This window comes from Pseudomonas pseudonitroreducens (assembly GCF_021603645.1).
Lineage (GTDB): Bacteria > Pseudomonadota > Gammaproteobacteria > Pseudomonadales > Pseudomonadaceae > Pseudomonas > Pseudomonas pseudonitroreducens.
Map to the genome: position 1 here is coordinate 525,278 of NZ_BQHJ01000004.1, position 23,481 is coordinate 548,758.

The following is a 23,481-nucleotide window of genomic DNA, read 5'->3' on the forward strand; positions in this document are numbered from 1 at the left end:
ATTGAGGAAGAGCTTATTGTTCGAATGGATAGTGATAAACCGGCGTAAATCGGAAATACTGGTCGGCATAGGCGAACAATAAGCGCTCGGCGCTTTCTACAGTGAAGCCCCAGACCATGATCCGCCCCGACCTGCTGCGCACCTTCGTCCGCGTTACCGAACTGGCCAGCTTCACCCAGGCCAGCGAGCAACTCGGCCTGCCGCGTTCTACCGTGTCCGAGCACGTCCAGGCGCTGGAAGAACTGCTCGGCACGCGCCTGCTGCAGCGCACCACCCGGCGCGTGACCGCAACCCAGGACGGCATGGTGCTCTACGAGCGCAGCAAGGACATGTTGGCCCAGCTGGACGAGTTGCAGGGCCTGTTCCGCCAGGACGACGAAGCCCTGGGCGGCCGCCTGCGGGTGGACATGCCGACGGTGATGGCACGCAAGCTGGTAATGCCGCGCCTGGGTGAATTCCTTGCGCGGCATCCGGCGCTGGAGCTGGAGGTGAGCTGCACCGACCGTCGCGTCGATCTGGTCCGCGAGGGCTTCGATTGCGTGGTGCGGGTCGGTTCAGTGAACGATCCCTCGGTGGTGGCGCGTTCGCTCGGGCAGTTTCCGCAAGTGACCTGCGCCAGCCCCGCTTATCTCGCCAGGCACGGTGTGCCGCAGACGCTGGACGATCTGCCCGCACACCAACTGATCCACTACGTGACGGTGCTGGGTGCACGGCCGCCAGGCTTCGAGTACCTGCAACAGGGCGAGGTGCGCTACGTGCCGATGGCCGGAGCGCTGTCGGTGAACAACGCCGAGGCCTACGAGAGCGCAGCCATGGGTGGGCTGGGGATCATCCAGGTGCCGGTCCATGGCGTGCTGGATGACCTGGAGGCGGGGCGACTGGTGCAGGTGCTGGGTCACATTCCGCTGCCACCCATGGAAATCTCCCTGCTCTACGCGCACCGCCGCCTGCCGCAGCGGGTCCGCGCCTTCATGCAGTGGCTGACGCAACTGCTGGGCGAGCCCGGCGTGCTGGGTTCGCCCGTGATCGCTGGGCCCTAGCTGGCCCAATCGGAATTCAGGATCACCTCGCAGAAGTTGCCGCGCACGAAGTCCGCATCCTTCATCGCCAGCACGTCGGCCTTGACGTTGCCGAAGGTGGTTTCCGGCTTGGCTTTGATGCCGTCGTAGAAGGCCTGCAGGATGTCCTGCTTGAACTGCGTGCCGCGCGGGTGGGCGGCCACCACGGCGTCGCGCTGGGCGTCGGGGAACTGCTGGTAGGCGATACCCAGCACGTCCATCTCCACGCCGGCGGTGACCAGGGCTATCTCCGGCTTCATGTGCTGCGGGATGCCCGGCGTGGTGTGCAGGGCAATGGCCGTCCACACCGTGTCGATGTCGCTTTCGGCAATGCCATGGCTGCGCAGGAACTCGGCGGCGCAGTCGGCGCCGTCCACTTCGAAGCGTTCGCACTGGCTGCAATAGCGCGGCATCAGGCCCATGTCGTGGAACATCGCGCCGGCGTAGAGCAGCTCGGCGTCGAACTTCAGGCTCTTGCGTGCACCGGTCAGCGCGCCCCAGTAGTAGACGCGTGAAGAGTGGTGGAAGAGCAACGGGGTGGCGTTGTCGCGGACCATCTCGGTGATGGCCTTGGCGAGGCTGCTGTCGGGGACTTTGACGCCGTTCAGGTCGAGGCTCATGGCGGGCTCCGGGGCTGGGTTTCCAGGGTGCGGCGCGGGCTGCGTCGCGGTCGGTTCCATTGGAAATCCACGGCCATGCGCGGACAACGAGAGCGAGGGAGCGAATCCGGACAGCCAGAGTTCATTTGCTGCCAACGGCGACTTTTCCTGCCTGCCTGCCTTGATGCATCTGACGGAAAACTTGTCGTTTTTCATCAAGAGCCGCCGCAGACGTCCCCCTAGATTTGTCCTCGAACCGAGCCGCCGGACCATGAGCCGGCCACGCCAGAAGAAGCCGAGGAGAATCGAACATGTCGTCCATCGAGAGCCTGAAACTGCGTACTTCCATCGACGGCTGGGACCGCCAGGACCCGGAACAGGCCTTCACCCTGCCGTCGCGCTATTTCTTCGACGAGGCGCTGTTCAAGGCCGAGCGCGACAACATCTTCCTGCGCTCCTGGCACGTCGCCGGGCACCTCAGCGAATTCGCGGAAGTCGGCCAGTACGTGGTCTGCGACCTGTTCGACCAGAGCATCGTCATCGCCCGCAGCCGCGCCGGGGACATCCGCGCCTTCCACAACGTCTGCCAGCACCGCGGCAACCGCCTGCTGGAGGATCGTCGCGGCAACACCGGTGGCATCGTGCGCTGCGCCTATCACTCCTGGTGCTACGAGATGGACGGCTCGCTGCGCAGTGCGCCGCGCTGCGAGCGCATCAAGAACTTCGACAAGGAAGAATTCGCCATCCCGCAGGTGCGCCTGGAGGAGTTGGGCGGCTTCCTCTATTTCAATCTCGACCCCAACGCGCCGTCGCTGGCCGAACTGTTCCCCGGCGCCGACGAGGAGATGCATCGGGTGTTCCCCAACCTGGCCGACATGCGCCTGATCGAGGAGGCGGACGTGATCGTCCCGGCCAACTGGAAAGTGATCATGGACAACTCCATCGAGGGCTATCACTTCAAGCTCTCCGGGCCGTGCCACATCGACCTGGCCAAGCTGATCGACTTCAAGGGCTACCGACTGACCAAGCGCGACAACTGGTGGACCTACATCGCCCCGGCGAACCTTGCGGCCGGCGAAGCCTACGGCGTGAAACTGCGCAGCGACCTCAACCCCGACGAGTGTTTCTTCAACATCGGCATGTGGCCGAACAACACCTTCTACACCTTCCCGTTCTCCGAGTTCCTCGGCACCTTCATCATGATTCCGCTGGACGCCGAGCGCTCGCTGCTGCGCTTCGGCTACTACTCGGCGAACGAGCACACCGCCGAGGTGAGCAAGGCCTGCATGCGCTGGATGAACGAGGAGCTGGGGCCCGAGGACATCGCCCTGAACATCAGCGTGCAGAAGGGCCTGCACTCCATGGGCTACGACCAGGGCCGCTACATGATCGACGCCGAACGCAGCAACGAAAGCGAGCACCTGGTGCACCACTTCCACCGCCTGGTGTTCCAGGGCATCCACGGCGCGCAGCTCTGAGGAATGGCCATGGACTACGACTACGTCATCGTCGGCGCGGGCTCGGCCGGCTGCGTGCTGGCCAACCGCCTGGGCGCCGATCCCGCCGTGCGCATCCTGTTGCTGGAGGCGGGGCCGGCGGACAGCAGCTGGACCATCGACATGCCCTCGGCGGTGGGCATCGTGGTCGGCGGCACGCGTTACAACTGGAGCTACAGCAGCGAGCCGGAGCCGTACCTGGATGGCCGGCGGATCGCCACGCCGCGCGGGCGCACCCTGGGCGGGTCGTCTTCGATCAATGGCATGGTCTACATCCGTGGCCACGCCCGCGACTATGACGGCTGGGCGGCGCAGGGCTGCGAGGGCTGGGACTACCAGCGCGTGCTGCCGTACTTCATTCGCTCGGAGAACCATGCCAGCGGCGCCGACGATTATCACGGCGCGGCGGGGCATTTGCATGTCACGCCGGGCGACATCGACACGCCATTGTGCGCGGCCTTCGTCGCGGCGGGCGAGGAGGCCGGCTACGGGCGCAGCAGCGATCTCAATGGCCATCGCCAGGAGGGCTTCGGACGGGTTGATCGCACCACGCGGCAAGGCAAGCGCTGGAGCACGTCGCGCGGGTATCTGAGCGAGGCATTGGGGCGTGGCAACGTCACCGTCGCCACGAGGGCGCTGGCGCTGCAAATTCTGCTCGACGGCGAGCGCGCGGTGGGCGTGGAGTACGAGCAGAACGGCCAGGCACTGACTGCCCGTGCAAGCCGCGAAGTATTGCTGACCGCCGGGGCGATCAACTCGCCGCATTTGCTGTTGCTCTCCGGCATCGGCCCGGCGGATGAGCTGCGCCAGCTGGGCATCGCGGTGAAACATGACCTGCCGGGTGTGGGGCGGCGCCTGAACGATCACCCCGACAGCGTCGTGCAATTCATCTGCAAGGCACCGGTGTCGATCTACCCCTGGACCCGCGCGCCGGGCAAATGGTGGATCGGCGCGCGTTGGTTCGCCACCCATGACGGGCTGGCGGCGAGCAACCACTTCGAGGCGGGCGCTTTCATCCGCTCCCGCGCGGGAGTCGAGCATCCCGACCTGCAACTCACCTTCATGCCCCTGGCGGTGCAGCCGGGCAGCGTGGCGCCGGTGCCGGACCACGCCTTCCAGGTACACATCGACCTGATGCGGCCGACCAGCCTGGGCAGCGTCACCTTGCGCAGTGCCGAGCCTCGGCAGGCGCCGCGCATCCTCTTCAACTACCTGCAGACCGAGCAGGACCGCGCCGACATGCGTGCCGGCGCCCGTCTGGTGCGCGAGCTGATGCGCCAGCCGTCGATGCGCGGGCTGGCCGGCGAAGAGCTGACGCCCGGCCCGCTGGCCCACAGCGACGCCGAGCTGGATGCCTGGGCGCGGCGCGTGACCGAGACCGGCTACCATGCCAGCGGTACCTGCAAGATGGGGCCGGCCAACGACCCCGAAGCGGTGGTCGATCCACAGTTGCGTGTGCATGGGCTGCAGGGGCTGCGGGTGGTGGACGCGTCGATCATGCCGAGCATCGTCAGTGGCAACACCAATGCGCCGACAGTGATGATCGCCGAGAAGGCCAGCGATATGATCCGGGGACTGCCGCCGCTGCCGGCAGCCAATGTTCCGGTGTGGCTACACCCGCACTGGCAGAGTCAGCAGCGCTAAGGAGAGTCGATGGCCAGTGTTGCACCGCCTTCCCGGTTTCGCCGCGAGCCTTTGCGCGTGGGCCTGCTGTTGCTGCCGTCGTTCCCCGGCCTGGGGTTGGCGGCGGTGGTCGAGCCGCTGGCGATCGCCAACTGGCTGGGCGGCGAGGCGCTATTCGAGTGGCAGCTGCTGTCGCTGGACGGCGAGCCGGTCACCGCCAGCAACGGCCTGACCAGCACAGTGCATGAGGCCATCGACCCGGAGCGGGGCTGGGATGCCTGTTTTGTCATCGCCAGCTTCGACGTGCACAAGCACGCGCGCAATCGCTTGCTGAAAAGCTGGCTGCGCCGCCAGGCGGCATTCGGCGCGACGCTGGCGGGCATCGAGACCGGCACCGAGCTGCTGGCCGCGGCGGGGGTGCTGGATGGCTTTCCCGCAGCAGTACACTGGGACAACCTACAGGGCTTCCAGGAGAGTTACCCCAAGGTCCAGGCCCGCGCGCAGCTCTACACCCTCGACCGCCAGCGCCTGACCTGCGCCGGCGCCAGCGCGATCCTCGACCTGATGCTGGGCTGGATCGCCCAGCGGGTGGACGCCGACCTGTCGCGGGAGATTGCCATGCACCTGTTGCTGGGCGAAACCCGCGAGCCCGGCGCGCACCAGTTGCAGGGCCGGCAAAGCGACGCCCACGCCCACGGCGGCAAGGTGCGCCGCGCCATCGCGCTGATGGAGCAGGCGCTGGAGGAACCGTTGGAATGCGACGCCATTGCCGAGCGCGTCGGCCTGTCGCGCCGCCAGCTGGAGCGGCAGTTCAAGCAGCACACCGGGTTGTCGCCGCTCAAGTACTACATCGTCCTGAGGCTGGGCCGCGCCCACAGCCTGTTGCAGCAGACGCGCCTGAGCGTTGCGCAGGTCGCGGCCAGCTCCGGCTTCGGTTCGCTGGAGCATTTCTCCCGCGCCTACCGCGCGCATTTCGGTTGCCCGCCCAGCGCGGACCGCACCCAGACCTATACCGCACCGGTGATGCGCCAGCCGCTGGGGCGCGATAGTTAGCGCCACAGGTTGCACCGGTGCTGACGTAGGATGGGTGGAGCTTGCGATACCCATCGCCATGGTTGGCATGAGAACCGATGGGTATCGCTCCGCTCCACGCCATCCTACGGGTTGCGGCATCGTTAGCGTTCGGGGCTTAGTCGGCGAAGGCCGGTTCGCTCTCCAGCAATATCTCCCGCAGCGCCGCGAAATGCCGCTCGGCGAACCCCGGATATTCCAGCCACTGGCGCATGGTCTTGCGCGCTACTTCGTCACTGGCGATGCGCAGCGGCCGGCCGCTGGCCAGGGCGGTGAGATAGACCTCGCAGGCGCGCTCGAAGTAGTACAGGTCATCGAAGGCCTGGGCCACGCTGGGCGCCGCGACCAGCACGCCGTGGTTGCCCATCAGCAGGATCGGCTTGTCGCCCAGCAGGCGGCTGACGCGCTCGGCCTCGTCGCCCAGGCCCATGCCGTCGAAGCCCTCGTCGATGGCCACGCGCTCGAAGAAGCGCATGCTGTTCTGCTCGATGGGCGGCAGGCGCGAGTCGGCCAGGCAGGCGAGGGCGGTGGCGTATTTCGAATGCACATGCAGGATGCAGCGCGCCTGCGGGTTGTTGCGGTGCAGTGCGCCATGCAGCGCCCAGGCGGTGATGTCCGGCGCGTCCGGGCGGTTCAGCGCCTCGGGGTCATCCGCGTGCAGGCGCAACAGGTCGCTGGCGCGCATCCGCGAGAAGTGCCGGCCATAGGGGTTGATCAGAAAGTCGCGGCCATCGGCGGACAACGCCAGGCTGAAGTGATTGGCGATGGCCTCGTGCAGGTTCAGGCGCGCGCTCCAGCGGAAGGCGCAGGCGAGGTCGATGCGGCCCTGGCGTTCCAGGCCGGTGTCGAGGGTGCGGCTGGCAAGCGTTGGCATGGCGGCTCCGGGAGCGATGCCCGTGCCGGGCTGGCCGGGCCTGGATTCCGAGTCTAGGGGCGTGGCGCTGCCGGACTTGATGCGGAACGACCCGGCGTGCCGCTGGCCGGATCGTCGATTGCACCGCCGTCCTAGACGAACTGCGCCGCCGCGTAGCCCGAGGCCCAGGCCCACTGGAAGTTGAAGCCGCCCAGGTGGCCGGTGACGTCCAGCACTTCGCCGACGAAGTACAGGCCGGGGGATTTCAGCGACTCCAGGGTCTTGGACGACACCTCGCGGGTGTCCACGCCGCCCAGGGTGACTTCCGCCGTGCGGTAGCCCTCGGTGCCGGCGGGCACCAGTTGCCAGTCGCCCAGGCGCTCGGCAATCGCCTTGAGCTCGCCGGGCGTGTACTGCTTCATGGACTTGGAGACGAACCACTGCTCGGCCAGCAGGCCGGCCATCTTCTTGGTGAACAGCTCGCCCAGCAGCGTCTTCAGCTCGCTATTGGGGCGCTCGCGCTGCTGCTCGACGAGCCAGACGGGCAGGTCGACGCGCGGCAGCAGGTCGATGCTGATGCTGTCGCCCGGCTGCCAGTAGGAGGAAATCTGCAGGATCGCCGGGCCGCTGAGGCCGCGGTGGGTGAACAGGATGTTCTCGACGAAGCTCTGGCCGTTGCAGCTGACGCGGCAGTCCTCCACCGAGGTGCCGGACAACTCGGTGCACAGCGCCTTGAGCTGCGGGTCGGTAATGGTGAAGGGCACCAGGCCGGCGCGGGTCGGCAGCACGCTGTGGCCGAACTGGCGGGCGATCTGGTAGCCGAACCCGGTGGCGCCGAGGGTCGGGATGGACAGGCCGCCGGTGGCGATCACCAGGGATTCGCAGCGAGCGGGGCCGAGGCTGGTCTGCAACTGGTAGCCGCCTTCGTCGAGGCGGGCGATCTCGCTCACCGAGGTGTCCAGGCGCAGGTCGACGCCGGCCTGCTCGCACTCGTCGAGCAGCAGGCCGAGGATGTCGCTGGACTTGTTATCGCAGAACAGCTGGCCGAGCTTCTTCTCGTGGTAGGGCACGCCGTGCTTGGCCACCAGGGCGATGAAGTCCCACTGGGTGAAACGTGCCAGTGCCGACTTGCAGAAGTGCGGGTTGTGCGAGAGGAAGTTGACCGGCTCGCAGTACATGTTGGTGAAGTTGCAGCGCCCGCCACCGGACATCAGGATCTTCTTGCCGGCCTTGTTGGCGTGGTCGATCAGGAGGACCTGGCGACCGCGCGCAGCGGCGCTCATGGCGCACATCAGTCCCGCGGCGCCGGCGCCGATGATGATGACCTGGGAGGTGAGCACGGTGGTTTCCTTCTGTACGGGGTAGCGGGCGCTTGAGGCGGCGCATCTTACCCGAAGCACGGGCGCGCCGGGTGCCCGCAGCCGACCGGGCGTCGATTGCGCATCACCTGCAGCGGCGGGTTTCCCGACCGGCGCCGACCACGCCGGGATATCCCCGCGGCGCTTTTGTCCGGATAATGCCGGCCAGTTCGCTTTCTACTTTTTCGTGGTAATTCCCGCATGGAAATCAAGGTCAATTTTCTCGACAACCTCCGACTCGAAGCCAAGTTCGACGACTTCACGGTGATTGCCGACCAGCCCATCCGCTACAAGGGCGATGGTTCGGCGCCCGGTCCGTTCGACTACTTCCTGGCTTCCTCGGCGCTGTGCGCGGCTTACTTCGTCAAGCTCTACTGCCAGACCCGCGACATCCCCACGGACAATATCCGCCTGTCGCAGAACAACATTGTCGACCCGGAAAACCGCTACAAGCAGATCTTCAAGATCCAGGTGGAGCTGCCGGCGGACATCTCCGAGAAGGACCGCCAGGGCATCCTGCGCTCCATCGACCGCTGCACGGTGAAGAAGGTGGTGCAGACCGGCCCGGACTTCGTCATCGAGGAAGTGGAAAACCTCGACGCCGACGCCCAGGCGCTGCTGATGCCGAGCACCGACGCCGGCGCCAGCACCTATATCCAGGGCAAGGATCTGCCGCTGGAGCAGACCATCGCCAACATGTCGGAAATCCTCGCCGGCCTGGGGATGAAGATCGAGATCGCCTCCTGGCGCAACATCGTGCCCAACGTCTGGTCGCTGCACATCCGCGACGCGCAGTCGCCGATGTGCTTCACCAACGGCAAGGGCGCCACCAAGGAAAGCGCGCTGGCTTCCGCGCTGGGCGAGTTCATCGAGCGGCTGAACTGCAACTTCTTCTACAACGACCAGTTCTGGGGCGAGGAAATCGCCAACGCGCCGTTCGTGCATTACCCCGACGAGCGCTGGTTCAAGCCCGGGCCCAAGGACGCGCTGCCGGAGGAAATCCTCGACGCGTATTGCCTGGAGGTCTACAACCCGGACGGCGAGCTGCGCGGCTCGCACCTCTACGACACCAACTCGGGCAACACCGAGCGCGGCATCTGCTCGCTGCCGTTCGTGCGCCAGTCCGACGGCGAGACGGTGTACTTCCCGTCCAACCTGATCGAGAACCTCTACCTCTCCAACGGCATGAGTGCCGGCAACACCCTGGCCGAAGCGCAGGTGCAGTGCCTGTCGGAAATCTTCGAGCGCGCGGTAAAGCGCGAAATCCTCGAAGGCGAACTGGCGCTGCCGGACGTGCCGCAGGAGGTGCTGGCCAAGTACCCCGGCATCGTCGCCGGCATCAAGGGCCTGGAGGAACAGGGCTTCCCGGTGCTGGTCAAGGACGCCTCCCTGGGCGGCGAGTTCCCGGTGATGTGCGTGACCCTGATGAACCCGCGCACCGGCGGCGTTTTTGCCTCCTTCGGTGCCCACCCCAGCCTGGAAGTGGCGCTGGAGCGCAGCCTCACCGAGCTGCTCCAGGGCCGCAGCTTCGAGGGCCTCAACGACCTGCCGCGGCCGACCTTCGAAAGCCAGGCAGTGACCGAGCCGAACAACTTCGTCGAGCATTTCATCGACTCCAGCGGCGTGGTGTCGTGGCGCTTCTTCAGCGCCAAGGCCGATTTCGAGTTCGTCGAGTGGGACTTCTCCGGCCACGGCGACGACTCCAATGTGCAGGAAGCACAGACCCTCTTCGGCATCCTCGAAGAGCAGGGCAAGGAGGTCTACATGGCCGTGTACGAACACCTGGGCGCCACCGCGTGCCGCATCCTGGTGCCGGGCTACTCGGAAATCTACCCGGTGGAAGACCTGATCTGGGACAACACCAACAAGGCGCTGGCGTTCCGCGCCGACATCCTCAACCTGCACAGCCTCAACATCGTGCGTCTCAAGTCGCTGCTCAAGCGCCTGGAAAGCTGCGAGGTGGACGAGTACACCGACATCACCACGCTGATCGGCATCGAGTTCGACGACAACACGGTCTGGGGGCAACTCACCATTCTCGAACTCAAGCTGCTGATCAACCTCGCGGTGAAGCGCTTCGAAGTTGCCAAGGAACTGGTGGAAATGTTCCTCCAGTACAACGACAACACCGTCGAGCGCGGGCTGTTCTACCAGGCGCTCAACGCGGCGCTGGAAGTGCAGCTGGACGAGGAACTGGAGATGGCCGACTTCGAGGCCAACTTCCGCCGCATGTTCGGCAACGAGCGCATGGACGCGGTGCTCGGCTCGCTGGACGGCAGCGTGCGCTTCCATGGCCTGACGCCGACCAGCATGAAGCTGGAAGGCCTGGACAAGCACCTGCGCCTGATCGAGAGCTACAAGAAGCTGCACCAGGCTCGGGCCAGGGCAGTGGCGCGCTGATCCGGCAGAACCTGCCGTGGATGCCGCTCGTTCCAGCGCCCGCTGCCGGGGCATGGTCGAGCGGTGTTCGCAGGATGGCGTGGAGCGTAGCGATACCCATCGATTCCGATGCACGGACAGCATGGGTATCGCTGCGCTCCACCCATCCTACCGACCGTACGCAGAGGCACCTTCGGGTGCCTTTTTCATTTCTGGAGCTCCTGATCCGGTAGAACCTGCCGAGGATGCGGCTCGTTCCGGCTTCCGCTGCCGGGGTATGGTCGAGCGGTGTTCGTAGGATGGCGTGGAGCGTAGCGATACCCATCGATACCGATGCACGGACAGCATGGGTATCGCTGCGCTCCACCCATCCTACTGACCGTACGCAAGAGGCACCTTCGGGTGCCTTTTGCATTTCCGGAGCTCCTGATCCGGCAGAACCTGCCGTGGATGCCGCTCGATCCGGCGCCCGCTGCCGGGGGGATGGTCGAGCGGTGTTCGTAGGATGGCGTGGAGCGTAGCGATACCCATCGATACCGATGCACGGACAGCATGGGTATCGCTGCGCTCCACCCATCCTACCGATCGTACGCAAGAGGCACCTTCGGGTGCCTTTTCCATTTCCGGAGCTCCTGATCCGCCAGACCGGCATGCCGCTCGACCGGTCGTCCGGTGAGTCGCGAAAGTCCGCCTAGACTTGTCGATTCCGTCGTCGCCCAGGCGACCAAGCTGTATGCCGGTCATGCCGACCGTGCGAGAAATCGGAGATTCAACATGTCCAGCCTGCAACGCGTGACCCCCTGCCTGTGGTTCGACGGCAAGGCCCAGGAAGCGGCCGAGTTCTATGTCGCCATCTTCCCCAATTCGCGGATCGTCCAGACCGCCTATTACCCCGAAGCCGAGAAAGACCGCCACGGCGGCGTACCCGGCTCGGTGCTGACGGTGGAGTTCGTGCTCGATGGCCAGACCTTCATCGCCCTGAACGGCGGGCCGGCGTTCAACTTCACCGAAGCGCTGTCGCTGCAGGTGATGTGCGACAGCCAGAAGGAAATCGACCACTTCTGGGACAAGCTCGGCGCCGGTGGCCCGGTGGAGGCACAGATCTGCGGCTGGCTGAAGGATCGCTACGGGGTGTCCTGGCAGATCTGCCCGCGGCACGTCGGCGACATGGTCGCCGACCCGGACAAGGCCAAGGCCAGCCGCACCCTGCAGGCGGTGATGGGCATGAAGAAACTGGACATGGCCGCCATCGAGCGCGCCCACGCCGGCAACTGAGATCGGGGGAGCGCGGCATGTTCAGCCATATCACCGTTGGCAGCAACGATCTGCCGCGTGCCATCGAGTTCTACGGCAAGGTGCTCGGTGCGCTGGGGATTGTCCTCAAGGCGCATCGCCATGTGCCGGAGCGGGCAATCTTCGCTCATCCGGACAGCGACGTGGTGTTCTGCGTCTATCAGCCCATCGACGGCCAGCCGGCCTGCGTCGGCAACGGCAGCCTGGTGGCTTTCGAGGCGCGCACGCGGCACCAGGTCGACAGCTTCCACGCCCGCGCGGTGCAACTGGGCGGCGTCGATGAAGGGCCTCCGGGCCTGCGCCTGAACTACTCGCCGACCTATTACGGCGCCTATGTGCGCGACCTGGATGGCAACAAGCTGTGCTGCGTCTGTCATCTGGACGAGTGAGGCCGGCACGGGGGCGCTAGAATGTGCCTTCGCCTTTCCTCCGACGAGTACGCCCGATGACCGCCAGCACTTTTGCACCGCTGCTCTCCGTGGCCCTGCTGTGGGCCGTGGCAGTGGTCACACCCGGGCCGAACTTCTTCACCACCGCGCGTATCGCCGCCGTGCATTCGCGCCGCCACGGATTCATCGCCGCGCTGGGCGTGGCCAGCGGCACGGTAGTCTGGGGATTGGCCGGCGGGCTGGGGATCAAGTCGCTGTTCAGTGCCGCGCCGACGCTGTACCTGGGCTTCAAGCTGGCCGGCGGCGCCTACCTGATCTACCTCGGCATCAAGCTGCTCAAGCGCAGGACGCCGGCCGATGGTGGAGAAAGCCTCGCCGAAATCAGCCGTGAGCGCAGCGCCTTCTCGGCATTCCGCCTCGGCCTGCTGGGCAACCTGACCAATCCCAAGACCGCGCTGTTCGTCGCCACCCTGTTCGCCACCGCCATGCCGGCCTCGCCATCTCTGCCACTGCTGGCAATGGCTATCGCGCTGATGGTGACGCTCTCGTTCAGTTGGTATTGCTGCGTGGTGCTGGTGTTCGCCAGCGAACGCATGGCAGGGGTCTACCGGCGCTTCCGCCGGGCACTGGATCGCTTCGCCGGCTGCTGCTACCTGCTGTTCGGCGCGCGGATGGTGGCGAGTCACTGAGCGCGCCCCCGAACAGAAAATTCGAACCCTGCAGCGACGCGCGCCGTCCAATACCCTGAGCGTCGCAGTCAGCCGGTACGCACCCATTGCCCGACTGCGGCACCGCCAAGCGGCGAGGGTGCGCTCGCCGGACAGGGAGAATCTGCGATGGTCACTCACTACAAGGTCAAAGGCCACCTGGCCTGCGGGCACGCGGGCAAGCACCTGGAGTCCACCAGCGAGCTGAACCGGGTGAAATGCCGCAGCTGCCGCAATACCGAGGTCTACAAGGAGGCTCGGCGTCTGGCCCGCAATGCGGCGCGCCGGGCCCAGCGCAAGGCCCGCGCCGAGGCCGTGCACAACGACTGGCGCAGCTTCTGGGAGAAACGCCTGGCCGCCATGCCCGGTACCCAGCGCCTGCCGCGCGGGTTCCAGGATCAGGCATTCGTCGGTGCTGCAGCCGGCGCTCCTGCAGCGGCTGCCGCTTGAGCCGGGCCTGAGGGGAGGGTTGGCCGGATGCATGTCCGAGCAATCCGCTCGGGAAAGTCGTGCTAGCATCTGCTCCGGCCCCGAATCCTCCAGCGGCGCTGGCAACCCGCCAGCGCCGCCATCCCTCACAGAAGGACCCAAGCAATGGCTCAAGTCACCCTCAAGGGCAACCCGGTTTCCGTCGACGGCAAGCTGCCGCAGAAAGGCGAGCAGGCTCCGGCCCTGTCGCTGGTCGCCGGCAACCTGTCCGACGTCACCCTGGAAACCTACGCTGGCAAGCGCAAGGTGCTGAACATCTTCCCCAGCGTCGACACCCCGACCTGCGCCACCTCCGTGCGCAAGTTCAACGCCGAGGCGAGCAAGCTGGCCAACACCGTGGTGCTGTGCATCTCCGCCGACCTGCCGTTCGCCCAGGCGCGCTTCTGTGGTGCCGAAGGTCTGGAGAACGTGGTGAACCTGTCCACCCTGCGTGGCCGCGAGTTCCTCGCCAACTACGGCGTAGCCATCGCTGACGGCCCGCTGGCCGGCCTGGCCGCTCGTGCCGTAGTGGTACTGGACGAGCAGAACAAGGTGCTGCACAGCGAGCTGGTGGGCGAGATCGCCGACGAGCCGAACTACGCCGCCGCCATCGCCGCCCTGGCCTGATGACGCTGCTGCTTTCCTAAGAAAGCCGGGCCGACCTGTCAGGGTCGGTCCGTCAGGTCGGGAACCCTTCCGGCCAATCCGGGTCGCAATGCCCCGGACTTTCGTAACTCCCGGTAAATCAAAGGTAAATAGCGGGTAAAGAGACTTTGCCTGCGGCGCGGCTGTGCTTATCGTTCAGCCTCGCTATTCTCACTTCTTTGCACCAAGCCCCTCTTTTCAACAAGACAGAGCCCCATGACTGCAAGCAACGGATCGCCTTCCAAACTCCGCAAACTGCGCCCCTGGCTTATCACGGCACTGCTGTTCGCCGCCGTGGTGGGGTTGATCATGTGGCTGCACTCGACGTCTTCCGGGGCGCCGGCGGCCCAGGGTGGCCGTGGCGGACGACCGGGGCCGGGGCAGATGGCCGCGGGGCAGGGCGGTACCGCGGTGACCGTCAGCGTCGCCCCGGTGGTCAAGGGCGATCTGCCGGTGCACTACCACGCGCTGGGGACGGTGACCGCCTACAACACTGTCAATGTGCGCGCGCGGGTCAGCGGCCAACTGGTCAAGGTGCCGTTCCAGGAAGGCCAGGAAGTGAAGGCCGGCGACGTGCTCGCGGTGATCGACCCGCGTCCGTTCCAGGCGGCGCTGGACCAGGCCCAGGGCACCCTGCTGCAGAACCAGGCACAACTGAAGAACGCGCAGATCGACCTGGCCCGCTACAAGGGCCTGTACGCCGAGGATTCCATCGCCAAGCAGACCCTGGATACCCAGGAAGCCCAGGTGCGCCAGTACGAAGGCACCCTGAAGACCAACCAGGGCCAGGTCGCCGACGCCAAGCTCAACCTCGAATTCACTCAGGTGCGCGCGCCTATCGCCGGCCGCGTCGGCCTGCGCCAGGTGGACGTGGGCAACCTGGTCACTTCCGGCGACACCACGCCGCTGGTGGTCATCACCCAGGTCAAGCCGATCTCCGTGGTGTTCAGTCTGCCGCAGCAGCAACTGGGCACCGTCGCCCGCGAACTCTACAGCGGCAAGCCGGTGCCGGTGGAAGCGCTGGACCGCAACCAGAACCAGACCCTTGCCACCGGCGTGCTGAAGACCCTGGACAACCAGATCGACACCACCACCGGCACCGTCAAGCTCAAGGCCGGCTTCGAGAACAACGACCACAAGCTGTTCCCCAACCAGTTCGTCAATGTGCGCCTGCTCGCCGAAACCCTGCCGAACGTGCTGACCATCCCGGCCAACGCCGTGCAGCGCGGCAACGACGGCACCTATGTGTACCTGGTTGGCGAGGAGAACAAGGCCAAGCGCCAACTGGTCACCCTGGGCGCCAGCGAGAGCGAGCGCGTGGTGGTCACCGAAGGCCTGAAGGAGGGCGACCGCGTCGTCGTCGAAGGCACCGACCGCCTGCGCGAAGGAACCCGCATGAACATTGCCGCCTCTGCCGAGAAGGCCCGCGCCGCTGCGGGAGAGGAGGCCGACAAATCCACTGCCAAGCCCTTCGGCTCGGATGCGCCGGTCCAGGACAGCGGTAAGAGCGAATGAACCCGTCGCGCCTGTTCATCCTGCGGCCGGTCGCCACCACGCTCCTGATGGTGGCGATCCTGCTGTCGGGGATCATTGCCTACCGCTTCCTGCCGATCTCGGCGCTGCCGGAAGTGGATTATCCGACCATCCAGGTGGTGACCCTGTACCCCGGCGCCAGCCCGGACATCATGACCTCCTCGGTGACCGCGCCGCTGGAGAACCAGCTGGGGCAGATTCCCGGCCTCAACGAGATGTCCTCCACCAGCTCCGGCGGCGCTTCGGTGATCACCCTGCAGTTCAGTCTGCAGATCAACCTGGATGTGGCCGAGCAGGAAGTCCAGGCGGCGATCAACACCGCGCAGAGCCTGCTGCCCAAGGATCTGCCGAACCAGCCGGTGTACAGCAAGGTGAACCCGGCGGACGCGCCGATCCTGACGTTGGCGGTGATGTCCCCGGACATGCCGTTGCCGCAGATCCAGGACCTGGTGGACACGCGCCTCGCGCAAAAAATCTCGCAGATTTCCGGCGTCGGCCTGGTCAGCATCAGCGGCGGCCAGCGCCCCGCGGTACGCATCCGCGCCAACCCCGGCGCACTGGCGGCTGCCGGGCTGAGCCTGCAGGACCTGCAGACCACCGTCACCAACAACAACCTCAACGGCCCCAAGGGCAGCTTCGACGGGCCGACCCGTTCCTCGACCCTGGATGCCAACGACCAGCTCAAGTCCGCCGATGCCTACCGCGACCTGATCATCGCCTACAAGAACGGCTCGCCCCTGCGCGTGCGCGACGTCGCGAGCGTGGAGGACGACGCCGAGAACGTGCGCCTGGCCGCCTGGGCCAATACCTCGCCGGCGGTGGTGCTGAACATCCAGCGCCAGCCGGGGGCCAACGTCATCGAGGTGGTCGACAGCATCAAGAAGATGCTCCCGCAACTGCAGGCGACCCTGCCGGGCAGCCTCGAAGTAACGGTGCTCACCGACCGCACCACGACTATCCGCGCCTCGGTGGCGGACGTGCAGTTCGAGCTGTTCCTCGCCGTCTGCCTGGTGGTGATGGTCACCTTCCTGTTCCTGCGCAATATCTCTGCGACGCTGATCCCCAGCTTCGCCGTGCCGCTATCGCTGATCGGCACCTTCGGCGTGATGTACCTCGCCGGCTTCTCGATCAACAACCTGACGCTGATGGCGCTGACCATCGCCACCGGTTTCGTGGTGGACGACGCCATCGTCATGGTGGAGAACATCGCCCGTTACCTGGAGAAGGGCGACCCGCCACTGGAAGCCGCGCTCAAGGGCTCCAGGCAGATCGGCTTCACCATCATCTCGCTGACCTTCTCGCTGATCGCCGTGCTGATCCCGCTGCTGTTCATGGGCGACGTCGCCGGGCGGCTGTTCCGCGAATTCGCCATCACCCTGGCGGTGGCGATCCTGATCTCCGGCTTCGTCTCGCTGACCCTGACACCGATGCTCAGCGCCAAGCTGCTGCGCCACGTCGAGCCGGAAAAGGAAGGGCGCTTCGCCCGCGCCGCCGGGCGTTTCATCGACAATCTGATCGAGCGCTACGCCGCGGCCCTGCGCGTGGTGCTGCGGCATCAGCCGCTCACCCTGCTGGTGGCCATCGGCACCGTGGTACTCACCGTGCTGCTGTACATCTTCATGCCCAAGGGCTTCTTCCCGGTACAGGACACCGGGGTGATCCAGGGCATCGCCGAGGCGCCGCAGTCGATTTCCTTCCAGGCCATGGCCGGCCGCCAGCAGGACCTGGCGAAGATCGTGCTGCAGGACCCGGCGGTGGAAAGCCTGTCCTCGTTCATCGGTGTCGATGGCACCAACGCCACCCTCAACACCGGGCGCCTGCTGATCAACCTCAAGCCCCACGCCGAGCGTGACGTGACCGCCAGCGAGGTGATCCAGCGCCTGCAGCCGGAAGTGGACCAGATCGCCGGCATCAAGCTGTACATGCAGCCGGTGCAGGACCTGACCATCGAGGACCGCATTGCCCGGACGCAGTACCAGTTCACCCTGCAGGATGCCGACCCGGAAGTCCTCGCCGACTGGGTGCCGCGTCTGGTGGACCGCCTGCAGCAATTGCCGGAGCTGGCCGATGTGGCCACCGACTGGCAGGACAAGGGCCTGCAGGCCTACATCAACATCGACCGCGACACCGCCTCGCGCCTGGGCGTGAGCCTGTCGAACATCGACAGCGTGCTGTACAACGCCTTCGGCCAGCGGCTGATCTCCACCATCTTCACCCAGGCCACGCAGTACCGCGTGGTGCTGGAGGTGGCGCCGGAATTCCAGATCGGCCCGCAGTCGCTGGAGAACCTCTACGTGCCGTCCAGCGACGGCACCCAGGTGCGCCTGTCGAGCCTGGCCAAGGTGGAGGAGCGCCACACCCTGCTGGCGGTCAACCACATCGCCCAGTTCCCGGCGGCGACCATCTCCTTCAACCTGGCCAAGGGCGTCGCCCTCGGCGAGGCAGTGCAGGCGATCCGCGACGTCGAGGCGCAGATGGAAATGCCCGTCAGCCTGCAAGGCAGCTTCCGTGGCGCGGCGCAGGCTTTCGAAGCGTCGCTGTCCAACACCCTGCTGCTGGTGCTGGCATCCATCGTCACCATGTACATCGTGCTGGGCATCCTCTACGAGAGCTTCATCCACCCGGTGACCATCCTCTCCACGCTGCCTTCGGCGGGCGTGGGCGCGCTGCTGGCACTAATGCTCTCGGGGCAGGACATCGGCATCGTGGCGATCATCGGCATCATCCTGCTGATCGGCATCGTCAAGAAGAACGCGATCATGATGATCGACTTCGCCCTGGACGCCGAACGCAACGAGGGCAAGCCGCCCCATGAGGCGATCTACCAGGCGTGCCTGCTGCGCTTCCGGCCGATCCTGATGACCACCATGGCCGCACTGCTCGGTGCACTGCCGCTGATGCTCGCCGGCGGCGCCGGCGCCGAGCTGCGCCAGCCGCTGGGCATCACCATGGTCGGCGGCCTGCTGGTCAGCCAGTTGCTGACACTGTTCACCACGCCGGTGATCTACCTGTACTTCGACCGCCTCGCTGCCCGCTGGGCGGCCTGGCGTGGCCGTCACGGCCTCGACGTGAACAGCATCGACCCGGCGGAGCGCGGCTGATGGGCGGCCTCTCGCGCCTGTTCATCCTGCGCCCGGTCGCCACCTGCCTGCTGACCCTGGCGCTGATGCTGGCCGGCGCGCTGTCGTTCAGCCTGCTGCCGGTGGCGCCGCTGCCGAACGTCGACTTCCCGACCATCCTGGTGCAGGCCGCGCTGCCCGGCGCCAGCCCGGAAACCATGGCCTCCACCGTGGCCACGCCGCTGGAGCGTTCACTGGGGCGCATCGCCGGGGTCACCGACATGACCTCCAGCAGCTCCCTGGGCAACACCACCATCATCGTGCAGTTCGACCTGTCCAAGGACATCGACGGCGCGGCGCGCGAAGTGCAGTCGGCGATCAACGCGGCGATGAGCCTGCTGCCCTCCGGCATGCCGAACAACCCGACGTACCGCAAGGCGAATCCGTCGGACATGCCGATCATGATCCTCACGCTGACCTCGGACACCTACACCCGCGGAGAGATGTACGACCTGGCCTCGACCATCGTCTCGCCCAAGCTCGCGCAGGTGAAGGGCGTGGGGCAGGTGAGCATCGGCGGCTCCTCGCTGCCGGCGGTACGCGTCGATGTGAACCCGGACCAGCTCAGCCAGTACGGCATTTCCCTGGACACGGTGCGCAACGCGATCAACAACACCAACGCCGACGGGCCCAAGGGCTCGCTGGAGTTCGGCGAGCGCCACTGGCAGGTGGACTCCAACGACCAGTTGCGCAGGGCCAGCGAGTACGCGCCGCTGATCGTCCATTACAACGCCGAGACCGGCGCGGCGGTGCGCCTGAAAGACGTCGCCACGGTCACCGATTCGGTGGAGGACGTGCGCAACGCCGGCTTCTCCGACGACCTGCCGGCGGTGCTGCTGATCATCACCCGCCAGCCCGGCGCCAACATCATCGAGGCCACCGACGCCATTCACGAGCAGTTGCCGATCATCCAGGATGTGCTCGGCCCGCAGGTGAAGCTGTCGGTGATGGACGACCGCAGCCCGTCGATCCGTTCCTCGCTGGAAGAGGCCGAGCTGACCCTGATCATCTCCGTGGTGCTGGTGATCCTGGTGGTCTACCTGTTCCTGCGCAACGGCCGCGCCACGCTGATCCCAAGCCTGGCGGTGCCGGTGTCGCTGGTCGGCACTTTCGCGGTCATGTACCTGTGCGGCTTCTCGCTGAACAACCTGTCGCTGATGGCGCTGATCATCGCCACCGGTTTCGTGGTGGACGACGCCATCGTCGTGGTGGAGAACATCGCGCGGCGCATCGAGGAAGGTGATCCACCGATACAGGCGGCCATTCGTGGCGCGCGGGAAGTGAGCTTCACCGTGCTGTCGATGACCCTGTCGCTGGTGGCGGTATTCATCCCGCTGCTGCTGATGGGCGGTATCACCGGGCGGCTGTTCCGCGAATTCTCGGTGACCCTGGCGGCGGCCATCCTGGTGTCGCTGGTGGTGTCCCTGACGCTCACGCCGATGCTCTGCGCGCGCCTGCTCAAGCCGGTCGAGCGAGGGCCGAAGAAGGCTTCGGTGGAGCGTCAGAGCAATCGCTACTTCGTCGCCTTCATGCAGCGCTACCGTGCCAGCCTGAGCTGGGCGCTGGAACATTCGCGGCTGATGGTGATGATCATGCTCGGCTGCATCGCGCTGAACCTCTATCTGTTCGTGGTGGTGCCCAAGGGCTTCCTGCCGCAGCAGGATTCCGGGCGCTTGCGCGGCTTCGCGGTGGCCGACCAGAGCATCTCGTTCCAGGCGCTGGACAAGAAGATGGCGCAGTTCCGCAAGATTCTCTCCGAGGACCCGGGCGTGGAGAACGTGGTGGGCTTCGTCGGCGGCGGCAAATGGCAGTCGAGCAACACCGGCTCGTTCTTCGTCACCCTCAAGGACATCACCGAGCGTGACTCCGCCGAGACCATCGTCAACCGCCTGCGCAAGAAGCTGGCGGAAGTGCCCGGCGCCAACCTGTTCCTGGTCGCCGGCCAGGACGTGCGCATCGGCGGCCGCCAGGGCAACGCGCAGTACGACTTCACCCTGCGCAGCGATGACCTCAACCTGCTGCGTGAATGGGCGCCGAAGGTCGAAGCGGCGATGAACAAGGTGCCGCAGATCGTCGACGTGAGCAGCGATGCCCAGGACAAGGGCGTGCAGAGCCGCCTGGTGATCGACCGCGACCGCGCCTCCAGCCTGGGGGTGAACGTCGCCGAAGTGGATGCGGTACTGAACAACTCCTACGGCCAGCGCCAGGTCTCGACCATCTTCAACCCGCTGAACCAGTACCACGTGGTGATGGAAGTCGCCCAGCCGTACCAGGAAACCCCCGAGGAGTTGCGCCAGGTCTACGTGATCAACAGCGAAGGCAACCGTATCCCGCTTTCGGCCTTCACCCACATCGAGCCGAGCCGCGCGCCGCTGGAGGTCAACCACCAGGGGCAGTTCGCCGCGACCACCTTCTCCTTCAACCTGGCTCAGGGTGCGCAGATCGGCCCGGCCCGTGACGCGATCCTGGCGGCGGTGGAACCGATCCACCTGCCGATGGAAATCCAGGCTACTTTCGAGGGCAACGCCGGCGCCGTGCAGGACACGCAGAACGACATGCCCTGGCTGATCCTGCTGGCGCTGGTATCGGTGTACATCGTGCTGGGCATCCTTTACGAAAGCTACGTGCATCCGCTGACGATCCTCTCGACGCTGCCGTCGGCGGGTGTCGGTGCGTTGCTCACACTGATGCTGTTCCGCACCGAGCTGTCGCTGATCGCGCTGATCGGGGTGATCCTGCTGATCGGCATCGTGAAGAAGAACGCGATCATGATGATCGACTTCGCCCTGGACGCCGAACGCACCCTCGGCCTGTCGCCGCACGATGCCATCCTGGAAGCGGCAATGAAGCGCTTCCGCCCGATCATGATGACCACCCTGGCGGCCATCCTCGGCGCGCTGCCGCTGATCTTCGGCATCGGCGGCGATGCGGCGCTGCGCCGCCCGCTGGGCATGACCATCGTCGGCGGGCTGATCGGCAGCCAGTTGCTGACCCTGTATACCACCCCCGTCGTCTACCTCTACCTCGACCGCCTGCGCCATTGGGTCAACAAGAAGCGCGGCGTGCGCACCGACGGCGCCCTGGAGACACCCGTATGATCCGCTCCCGTTCACTGCTTTCTCCAATGGCGGCCTTGGCGCTGGCCGTGGCCCTGGCCGGTTGCGCCATCGGCCCGGACTACCAGCGCCCCGAGCTGACGGTGCCCGCCAGCTTCAAGGAGGGCGAGGGCTGGCAACTGGCCAAGCCGCAGGACGGCTTCAACCATGGCGCCTGGTGGGAGCTGTACGGTGACGCCACGCTGAATGACCTGCAGACCCGCCTGGTCGCTGCCAACCAGACCCTGGCGCAGTCGCTCGCGTCCTACCGCCAGGCCCAGGCGCTGGCCAAGGGTGCGCGCTCCTCATTCTTCCCCACCATCAGCGCCGACGTCGGCAAGACCCGCTCCGGACAAGGTACCGGCAGTGGCGGCAGTGTGCGCCTGCCTGACGGCTCCACGGTCGCCAGCGGTGGCGGCAGCAGTTCGATCAGCAACAGCTATTCGGCGAGCCTCGGCGTGAGCTGGGAGCTGGACCTGTGGGGCAAGCTGCGCCGTCAGCTGGAAGCCGATAACGCGAGCATGGATGCCAGCGCGGCGGACCTGGCCAACTCGCGTCTTTCGCTGCAATCCCAGCTGACGCAGAACTACCTGCAACTGCGCGTGATGGATCAGCAGATCAAGCTGCTCAACGACACGGTGAGCGCCTACCAGCGCTCGCTCAAGCTCACCGAGAACCAGTACAACGCCGGCATCGTCACCAAGGCCGACGTGGCTCAGGCGCGCACTCAGCTAAAGAGCACCGAGGCCCAGGCCATCGACCTGAAGTACCAGCGTGCGCAACTGGAACACGCCATCGCCGTGCTGGTCGGCGTGCCGCCGGCGCAGTTCTCCCTGGCTGCCGTGGAAGGCGTGCCGAGCCTGCCGTCGGTGCCCGCACTGCTGCCTTCGGAGCTGTTGCAGCGGCGCCCGGACGTCGCCTCGGCCGAGCGCCAGGTGATCTCCGCCAACGCCAAGATCGGCGTGGCCAAGGCCGCCTGGTTCCCCGACCTGACCCTCACCGCTGCCGGTGGCTACCGCAGCGGCAGCTTCCAGAACTGGATCGAGACGCCGAACCGCTACTGGTCGATTGGCCCGCAATTCGCCATGACCCTGTTCGACGGTGGGCTGATCGCCTCCCAGGTCGAGCAGGCCGAGGCGAGTTACGACCAGACCGTGGCCAGCTACCGGCAGACCGTGCTCGACAGCTTCCGCGAGGTCGAGGACTACATGGTCCAGCTCAAGGTGCTGGAAGAGGAGAGTGGCGTTCAGCAGGAGGCGCTGGACGCCGCCCGCGAAGCGCTGCGCCTGACTACCAACCAGTACAAGGCCGGCACCATCGACTACAGCAACGTGGTCACCACGCAGACCAGCGCGCTGTCCAACGAGCGCACGCTGCTGACCCTGACGGGCAGCCGTCTGACTGCGAGTGTGCAACTGATCGCCGCGCTGGGTGGCGGCTGGAATGCGGCTAAGATCGCCGAGGAAGGGCAGGCGACGCGGGACTGACGGGCAGTCAGTCCTCGCTCAGCGAGCTCAGGGGAATGCGGAAGCGGCTTTCGCCATCCAGCGATTTGATCCCGCGTGGCCGTGCGGTGCTGACCAGCGCCGTGCCATCCAGACGTTCGAGCACCTCGCAATCGATGTGACCGATGGCGGGCAGGGGCGCGTTACCCGAGTCGGTCCGCAGGCGCGCCAGCGGCTTGAGGAAGCGCCAGTCGCGGCCTCCGGCGTCAATCAGGCGGCATTCTGCCCAGCCGGCGAAGCACTCTTCGGTGTAGCGCAGTATCTCGACCCGTAGTCTGGGCATGTTCTGA

General features: G+C 66.1%; 18 protein-coding genes. 14 read left to right on the forward strand and 4 right to left on the reverse strand.

The window, feature by feature from the left end; all coding sequences use genetic code 11:
* The first annotated feature begins 116 nt into the window (after nucleotides 1-116).
* Nucleotides 117-1,040, forward strand: a complete 924-nt coding sequence (locus L6D89_RS13040) for a LysR family transcriptional regulator (protein ID WP_236199976.1) — start codon at nucleotides 117-119, stop codon at nucleotides 1,038-1,040.
* Here L6D89_RS13040 and L6D89_RS13045 read toward each other — a convergent pair.
* Complete coding sequence (locus L6D89_RS13045) at nucleotides 1,037-1,678, reverse strand: HD domain-containing protein (RefSeq protein WP_236199977.1); 642 nt, start codon at nucleotides 1,676-1,678, stop codon at nucleotides 1,037-1,039. The genes L6D89_RS13040 and L6D89_RS13045 overlap by 4 nt on opposite strands.
* Before the next feature lie 290 nt (nucleotides 1,679-1,968).
* Between L6D89_RS13045 and L6D89_RS13050 the strand changes: the two genes are divergently transcribed.
* The 3 genes from L6D89_RS13050 to L6D89_RS13060 are packed head-to-tail and all read left to right on the forward strand — an operon-like array spanning nucleotide 1,969 to nucleotide 5,829.
* Nucleotides 1,969-3,135 carry an aromatic ring-hydroxylating oxygenase subunit alpha gene (locus tag L6D89_RS13050; RefSeq protein ID WP_236199978.1) on the forward strand — a complete coding sequence of 389 codons (1,167 nt, stop codon included), beginning with the start codon at nucleotides 1,969-1,971 and terminating at the stop codon, nucleotides 3,133-3,135.
* A 3-nt stretch (nucleotides 3,136-3,138) separates the two neighbouring features.
* Nucleotides 3,139-4,797 carry a choline dehydrogenase gene (locus L6D89_RS13055; RefSeq protein ID WP_236199979.1) on the forward strand — a complete coding sequence of 553 codons (1,659 nt, stop codon included), beginning with the start codon at nucleotides 3,139-3,141 and terminating at the stop codon, nucleotides 4,795-4,797.
* 9 nt (nucleotides 4,798-4,806) lie between these two features.
* Nucleotides 4,807-5,829, forward strand: a complete 1,023-nt coding sequence (locus L6D89_RS13060; RefSeq protein ID WP_236199980.1) for a GlxA family transcriptional regulator — start codon at nucleotides 4,807-4,809, stop codon at nucleotides 5,827-5,829.
* A 136-nt stretch (nucleotides 5,830-5,965) separates the two neighbouring features.
* On the opposite strand, the gene L6D89_RS13065 is transcribed toward L6D89_RS13060, so the two are convergent.
* Nucleotides 5,966-6,721, reverse strand: a complete 756-nt coding sequence (locus L6D89_RS13065) for a class II aldolase and adducin N-terminal domain-containing protein (protein WP_236199981.1) — start codon at nucleotides 6,719-6,721, stop codon at nucleotides 5,966-5,968.
* Nucleotides 6,722-6,852: 131 nt separating this feature from the next.
* Nucleotides 6,853-8,040 carry a BaiN/RdsA family NAD(P)/FAD-dependent oxidoreductase gene (locus L6D89_RS13070; protein ID WP_236199982.1) on the reverse strand — a complete coding sequence of 396 codons (1,188 nt, stop codon included), beginning with the start codon at nucleotides 8,038-8,040 and terminating at the stop codon, nucleotides 6,853-6,855.
* A gap of 219 nt (nucleotides 8,041-8,259) precedes the next feature.
* On the opposite strand from L6D89_RS13070, the gene L6D89_RS13075 reads away from it, so the two are divergent.
* The 10 genes from L6D89_RS13075 (at nucleotide 8,260) to L6D89_RS13120 (ending at nucleotide 23,173) form a co-directional block, all read left to right on the forward strand.
* Entirely contained in the window at nucleotides 8,260-10,458 is a 2,199-nt protein-coding gene (locus tag L6D89_RS13075; RefSeq protein ID WP_236199983.1) for an OsmC domain/YcaO domain-containing protein, read from the forward strand.
* 753 nt (nucleotides 10,459-11,211) lie between these two features.
* Nucleotides 11,212-11,712 carry a VOC family protein gene (locus tag L6D89_RS13080; RefSeq protein WP_236199984.1) on the forward strand — a complete coding sequence of 167 codons (501 nt, stop codon included), beginning with the start codon at nucleotides 11,212-11,214 and terminating at the stop codon, nucleotides 11,710-11,712.
* A 17-nt stretch (nucleotides 11,713-11,729) separates the two neighbouring features.
* Nucleotides 11,730-12,119: a VOC family protein gene (locus L6D89_RS13085; protein ID WP_236199985.1), complete on the forward strand. Its 390-nt coding sequence runs from the start codon at nucleotides 11,730-11,732 to the stop codon at nucleotides 12,117-12,119.
* A 56-nt stretch (nucleotides 12,120-12,175) separates the two neighbouring features.
* A complete protein-coding gene (locus tag L6D89_RS13090; protein WP_236199986.1) occupies nucleotides 12,176-12,808 on the forward strand; it encodes a LysE family translocator in 633 nt (210 codons plus the stop codon).
* 147 nt (nucleotides 12,809-12,955) lie between these two features.
* The gene (locus L6D89_RS13095) at nucleotides 12,956-13,276 is read left to right on the forward strand and encodes a hypothetical protein (RefSeq protein WP_138522916.1); all 321 of its coding nucleotides are present in this window, start codon (nucleotides 12,956-12,958) and stop codon (nucleotides 13,274-13,276) included.
* Between the two features lie 144 nt (nucleotides 13,277-13,420).
* Complete coding sequence (gene tpx, locus L6D89_RS13100; RefSeq protein ID WP_024762304.1) at nucleotides 13,421-13,921, forward strand: thiol peroxidase; 501 nt, start codon at nucleotides 13,421-13,423, stop codon at nucleotides 13,919-13,921.
* 234 nt (nucleotides 13,922-14,155) lie between these two features.
* Nucleotides 14,156-15,454, forward strand: coding sequence for an MdtA/MuxA family multidrug efflux RND transporter periplasmic adaptor subunit (locus tag L6D89_RS13105; protein WP_236199987.1), 1,299 nt, complete (start codon nucleotides 14,156-14,158; stop codon nucleotides 15,452-15,454).
* Nucleotides 15,451-18,573: an MdtB/MuxB family multidrug efflux RND transporter permease subunit gene (locus tag L6D89_RS13110; RefSeq protein ID WP_236199988.1), complete on the forward strand. Its 3,123-nt coding sequence runs from the start codon at nucleotides 15,451-15,453 to the stop codon at nucleotides 18,571-18,573. Before L6D89_RS13105 ends, L6D89_RS13110 begins: the two co-directional genes overlap by 4 nt.
* Nucleotides 18,573-21,689 carry a multidrug efflux RND transporter permease subunit gene (locus tag L6D89_RS13115; protein ID WP_236175323.1) on the forward strand — a complete coding sequence of 1,039 codons (3,117 nt, stop codon included), beginning with the start codon at nucleotides 18,573-18,575 and terminating at the stop codon, nucleotides 21,687-21,689. Before L6D89_RS13110 ends, L6D89_RS13115 begins: the two co-directional genes overlap by 1 nt.
* A 26-nt stretch (nucleotides 21,690-21,715) precedes the next feature.
* Nucleotides 21,716-23,173, forward strand: a complete 1,458-nt coding sequence (locus L6D89_RS13120; protein WP_373874948.1) for an efflux transporter outer membrane subunit — start codon at nucleotides 21,716-21,718, stop codon at nucleotides 23,171-23,173.
* Between the two features lie 7 nt (nucleotides 23,174-23,180).
* On the opposite strand, the gene L6D89_RS13125 is transcribed toward L6D89_RS13120, so the two are convergent.
* Nucleotides 23,181-23,474: a hypothetical protein gene (locus L6D89_RS13125; RefSeq protein ID WP_236175321.1), complete on the reverse strand. Its 294-nt coding sequence runs from the start codon at nucleotides 23,472-23,474 to the stop codon at nucleotides 23,181-23,183.
* Nucleotides 23,475-23,481 lie beyond the last annotated feature (7 nt).

Coding starts and splice junctions, on each gene's coding strand:
- L6D89_RS13110 (WP_236199988.1), top strand. CDS start 15,451: ATGAACCCGTCGCGCCTGTTCATCCTGCGGCCGGTCGCCACCACGCTC.
- L6D89_RS13080 (WP_236199984.1), top strand. CDS start 11,212: ATGTCCAGCCTGCAACGCGTGACCCCCTGCCTGTGGTTCGACGGCAAG.
- L6D89_RS13120 (WP_373874948.1), top strand. CDS start 21,716: ATGGCGGCCTTGGCGCTGGCCGTGGCCCTGGCCGGTTGCGCCATCGGC.
- L6D89_RS13060 (WP_236199980.1), top strand. CDS start 4,807: ATGGCCAGTGTTGCACCGCCTTCCCGGTTTCGCCGCGAGCCTTTGCGC.
- L6D89_RS13115 (WP_236175323.1), top strand. CDS start 18,573: ATGGGCGGCCTCTCGCGCCTGTTCATCCTGCGCCCGGTCGCCACCTGC.
- L6D89_RS13065 (WP_236199981.1), bottom strand. CDS start 6,721: ATGCCAACGCTTGCCAGCCGCACCCTCGACACCGGCCTGGAACGCCAG.
- L6D89_RS13095 (WP_138522916.1), top strand. CDS start 12,956: ATGGTCACTCACTACAAGGTCAAAGGCCACCTGGCCTGCGGGCACGCG.
- L6D89_RS13105 (WP_236199987.1), top strand. CDS start 14,156: ATGACTGCAAGCAACGGATCGCCTTCCAAACTCCGCAAACTGCGCCCC.
- tpx (WP_024762304.1), top strand. CDS start 13,421: ATGGCTCAAGTCACCCTCAAGGGCAACCCGGTTTCCGTCGACGGCAAG.
- L6D89_RS13075 (WP_236199983.1), top strand. CDS start 8,260: ATGGAAATCAAGGTCAATTTTCTCGACAACCTCCGACTCGAAGCCAAG.
- L6D89_RS13085 (WP_236199985.1), top strand. CDS start 11,730: ATGTTCAGCCATATCACCGTTGGCAGCAACGATCTGCCGCGTGCCATC.
- L6D89_RS13045 (WP_236199977.1), bottom strand. CDS start 1,678: ATGAGCCTCGACCTGAACGGCGTCAAAGTCCCCGACAGCAGCCTCGCC.
- L6D89_RS13055 (WP_236199979.1), top strand. CDS start 3,139: ATGGCCATGGACTACGACTACGTCATCGTCGGCGCGGGCTCGGCCGGC.
- L6D89_RS13125 (WP_236175321.1), bottom strand. CDS start 23,474: ATGCCCAGACTACGGGTCGAGATACTGCGCTACACCGAAGAGTGCTTC.
- L6D89_RS13040 (WP_236199976.1), top strand. CDS start 117: ATGATCCGCCCCGACCTGCTGCGCACCTTCGTCCGCGTTACCGAACTG.
- L6D89_RS13090 (WP_236199986.1), top strand. CDS start 12,176: ATGACCGCCAGCACTTTTGCACCGCTGCTCTCCGTGGCCCTGCTGTGG.
- L6D89_RS13050 (WP_236199978.1), top strand. CDS start 1,969: ATGTCGTCCATCGAGAGCCTGAAACTGCGTACTTCCATCGACGGCTGG.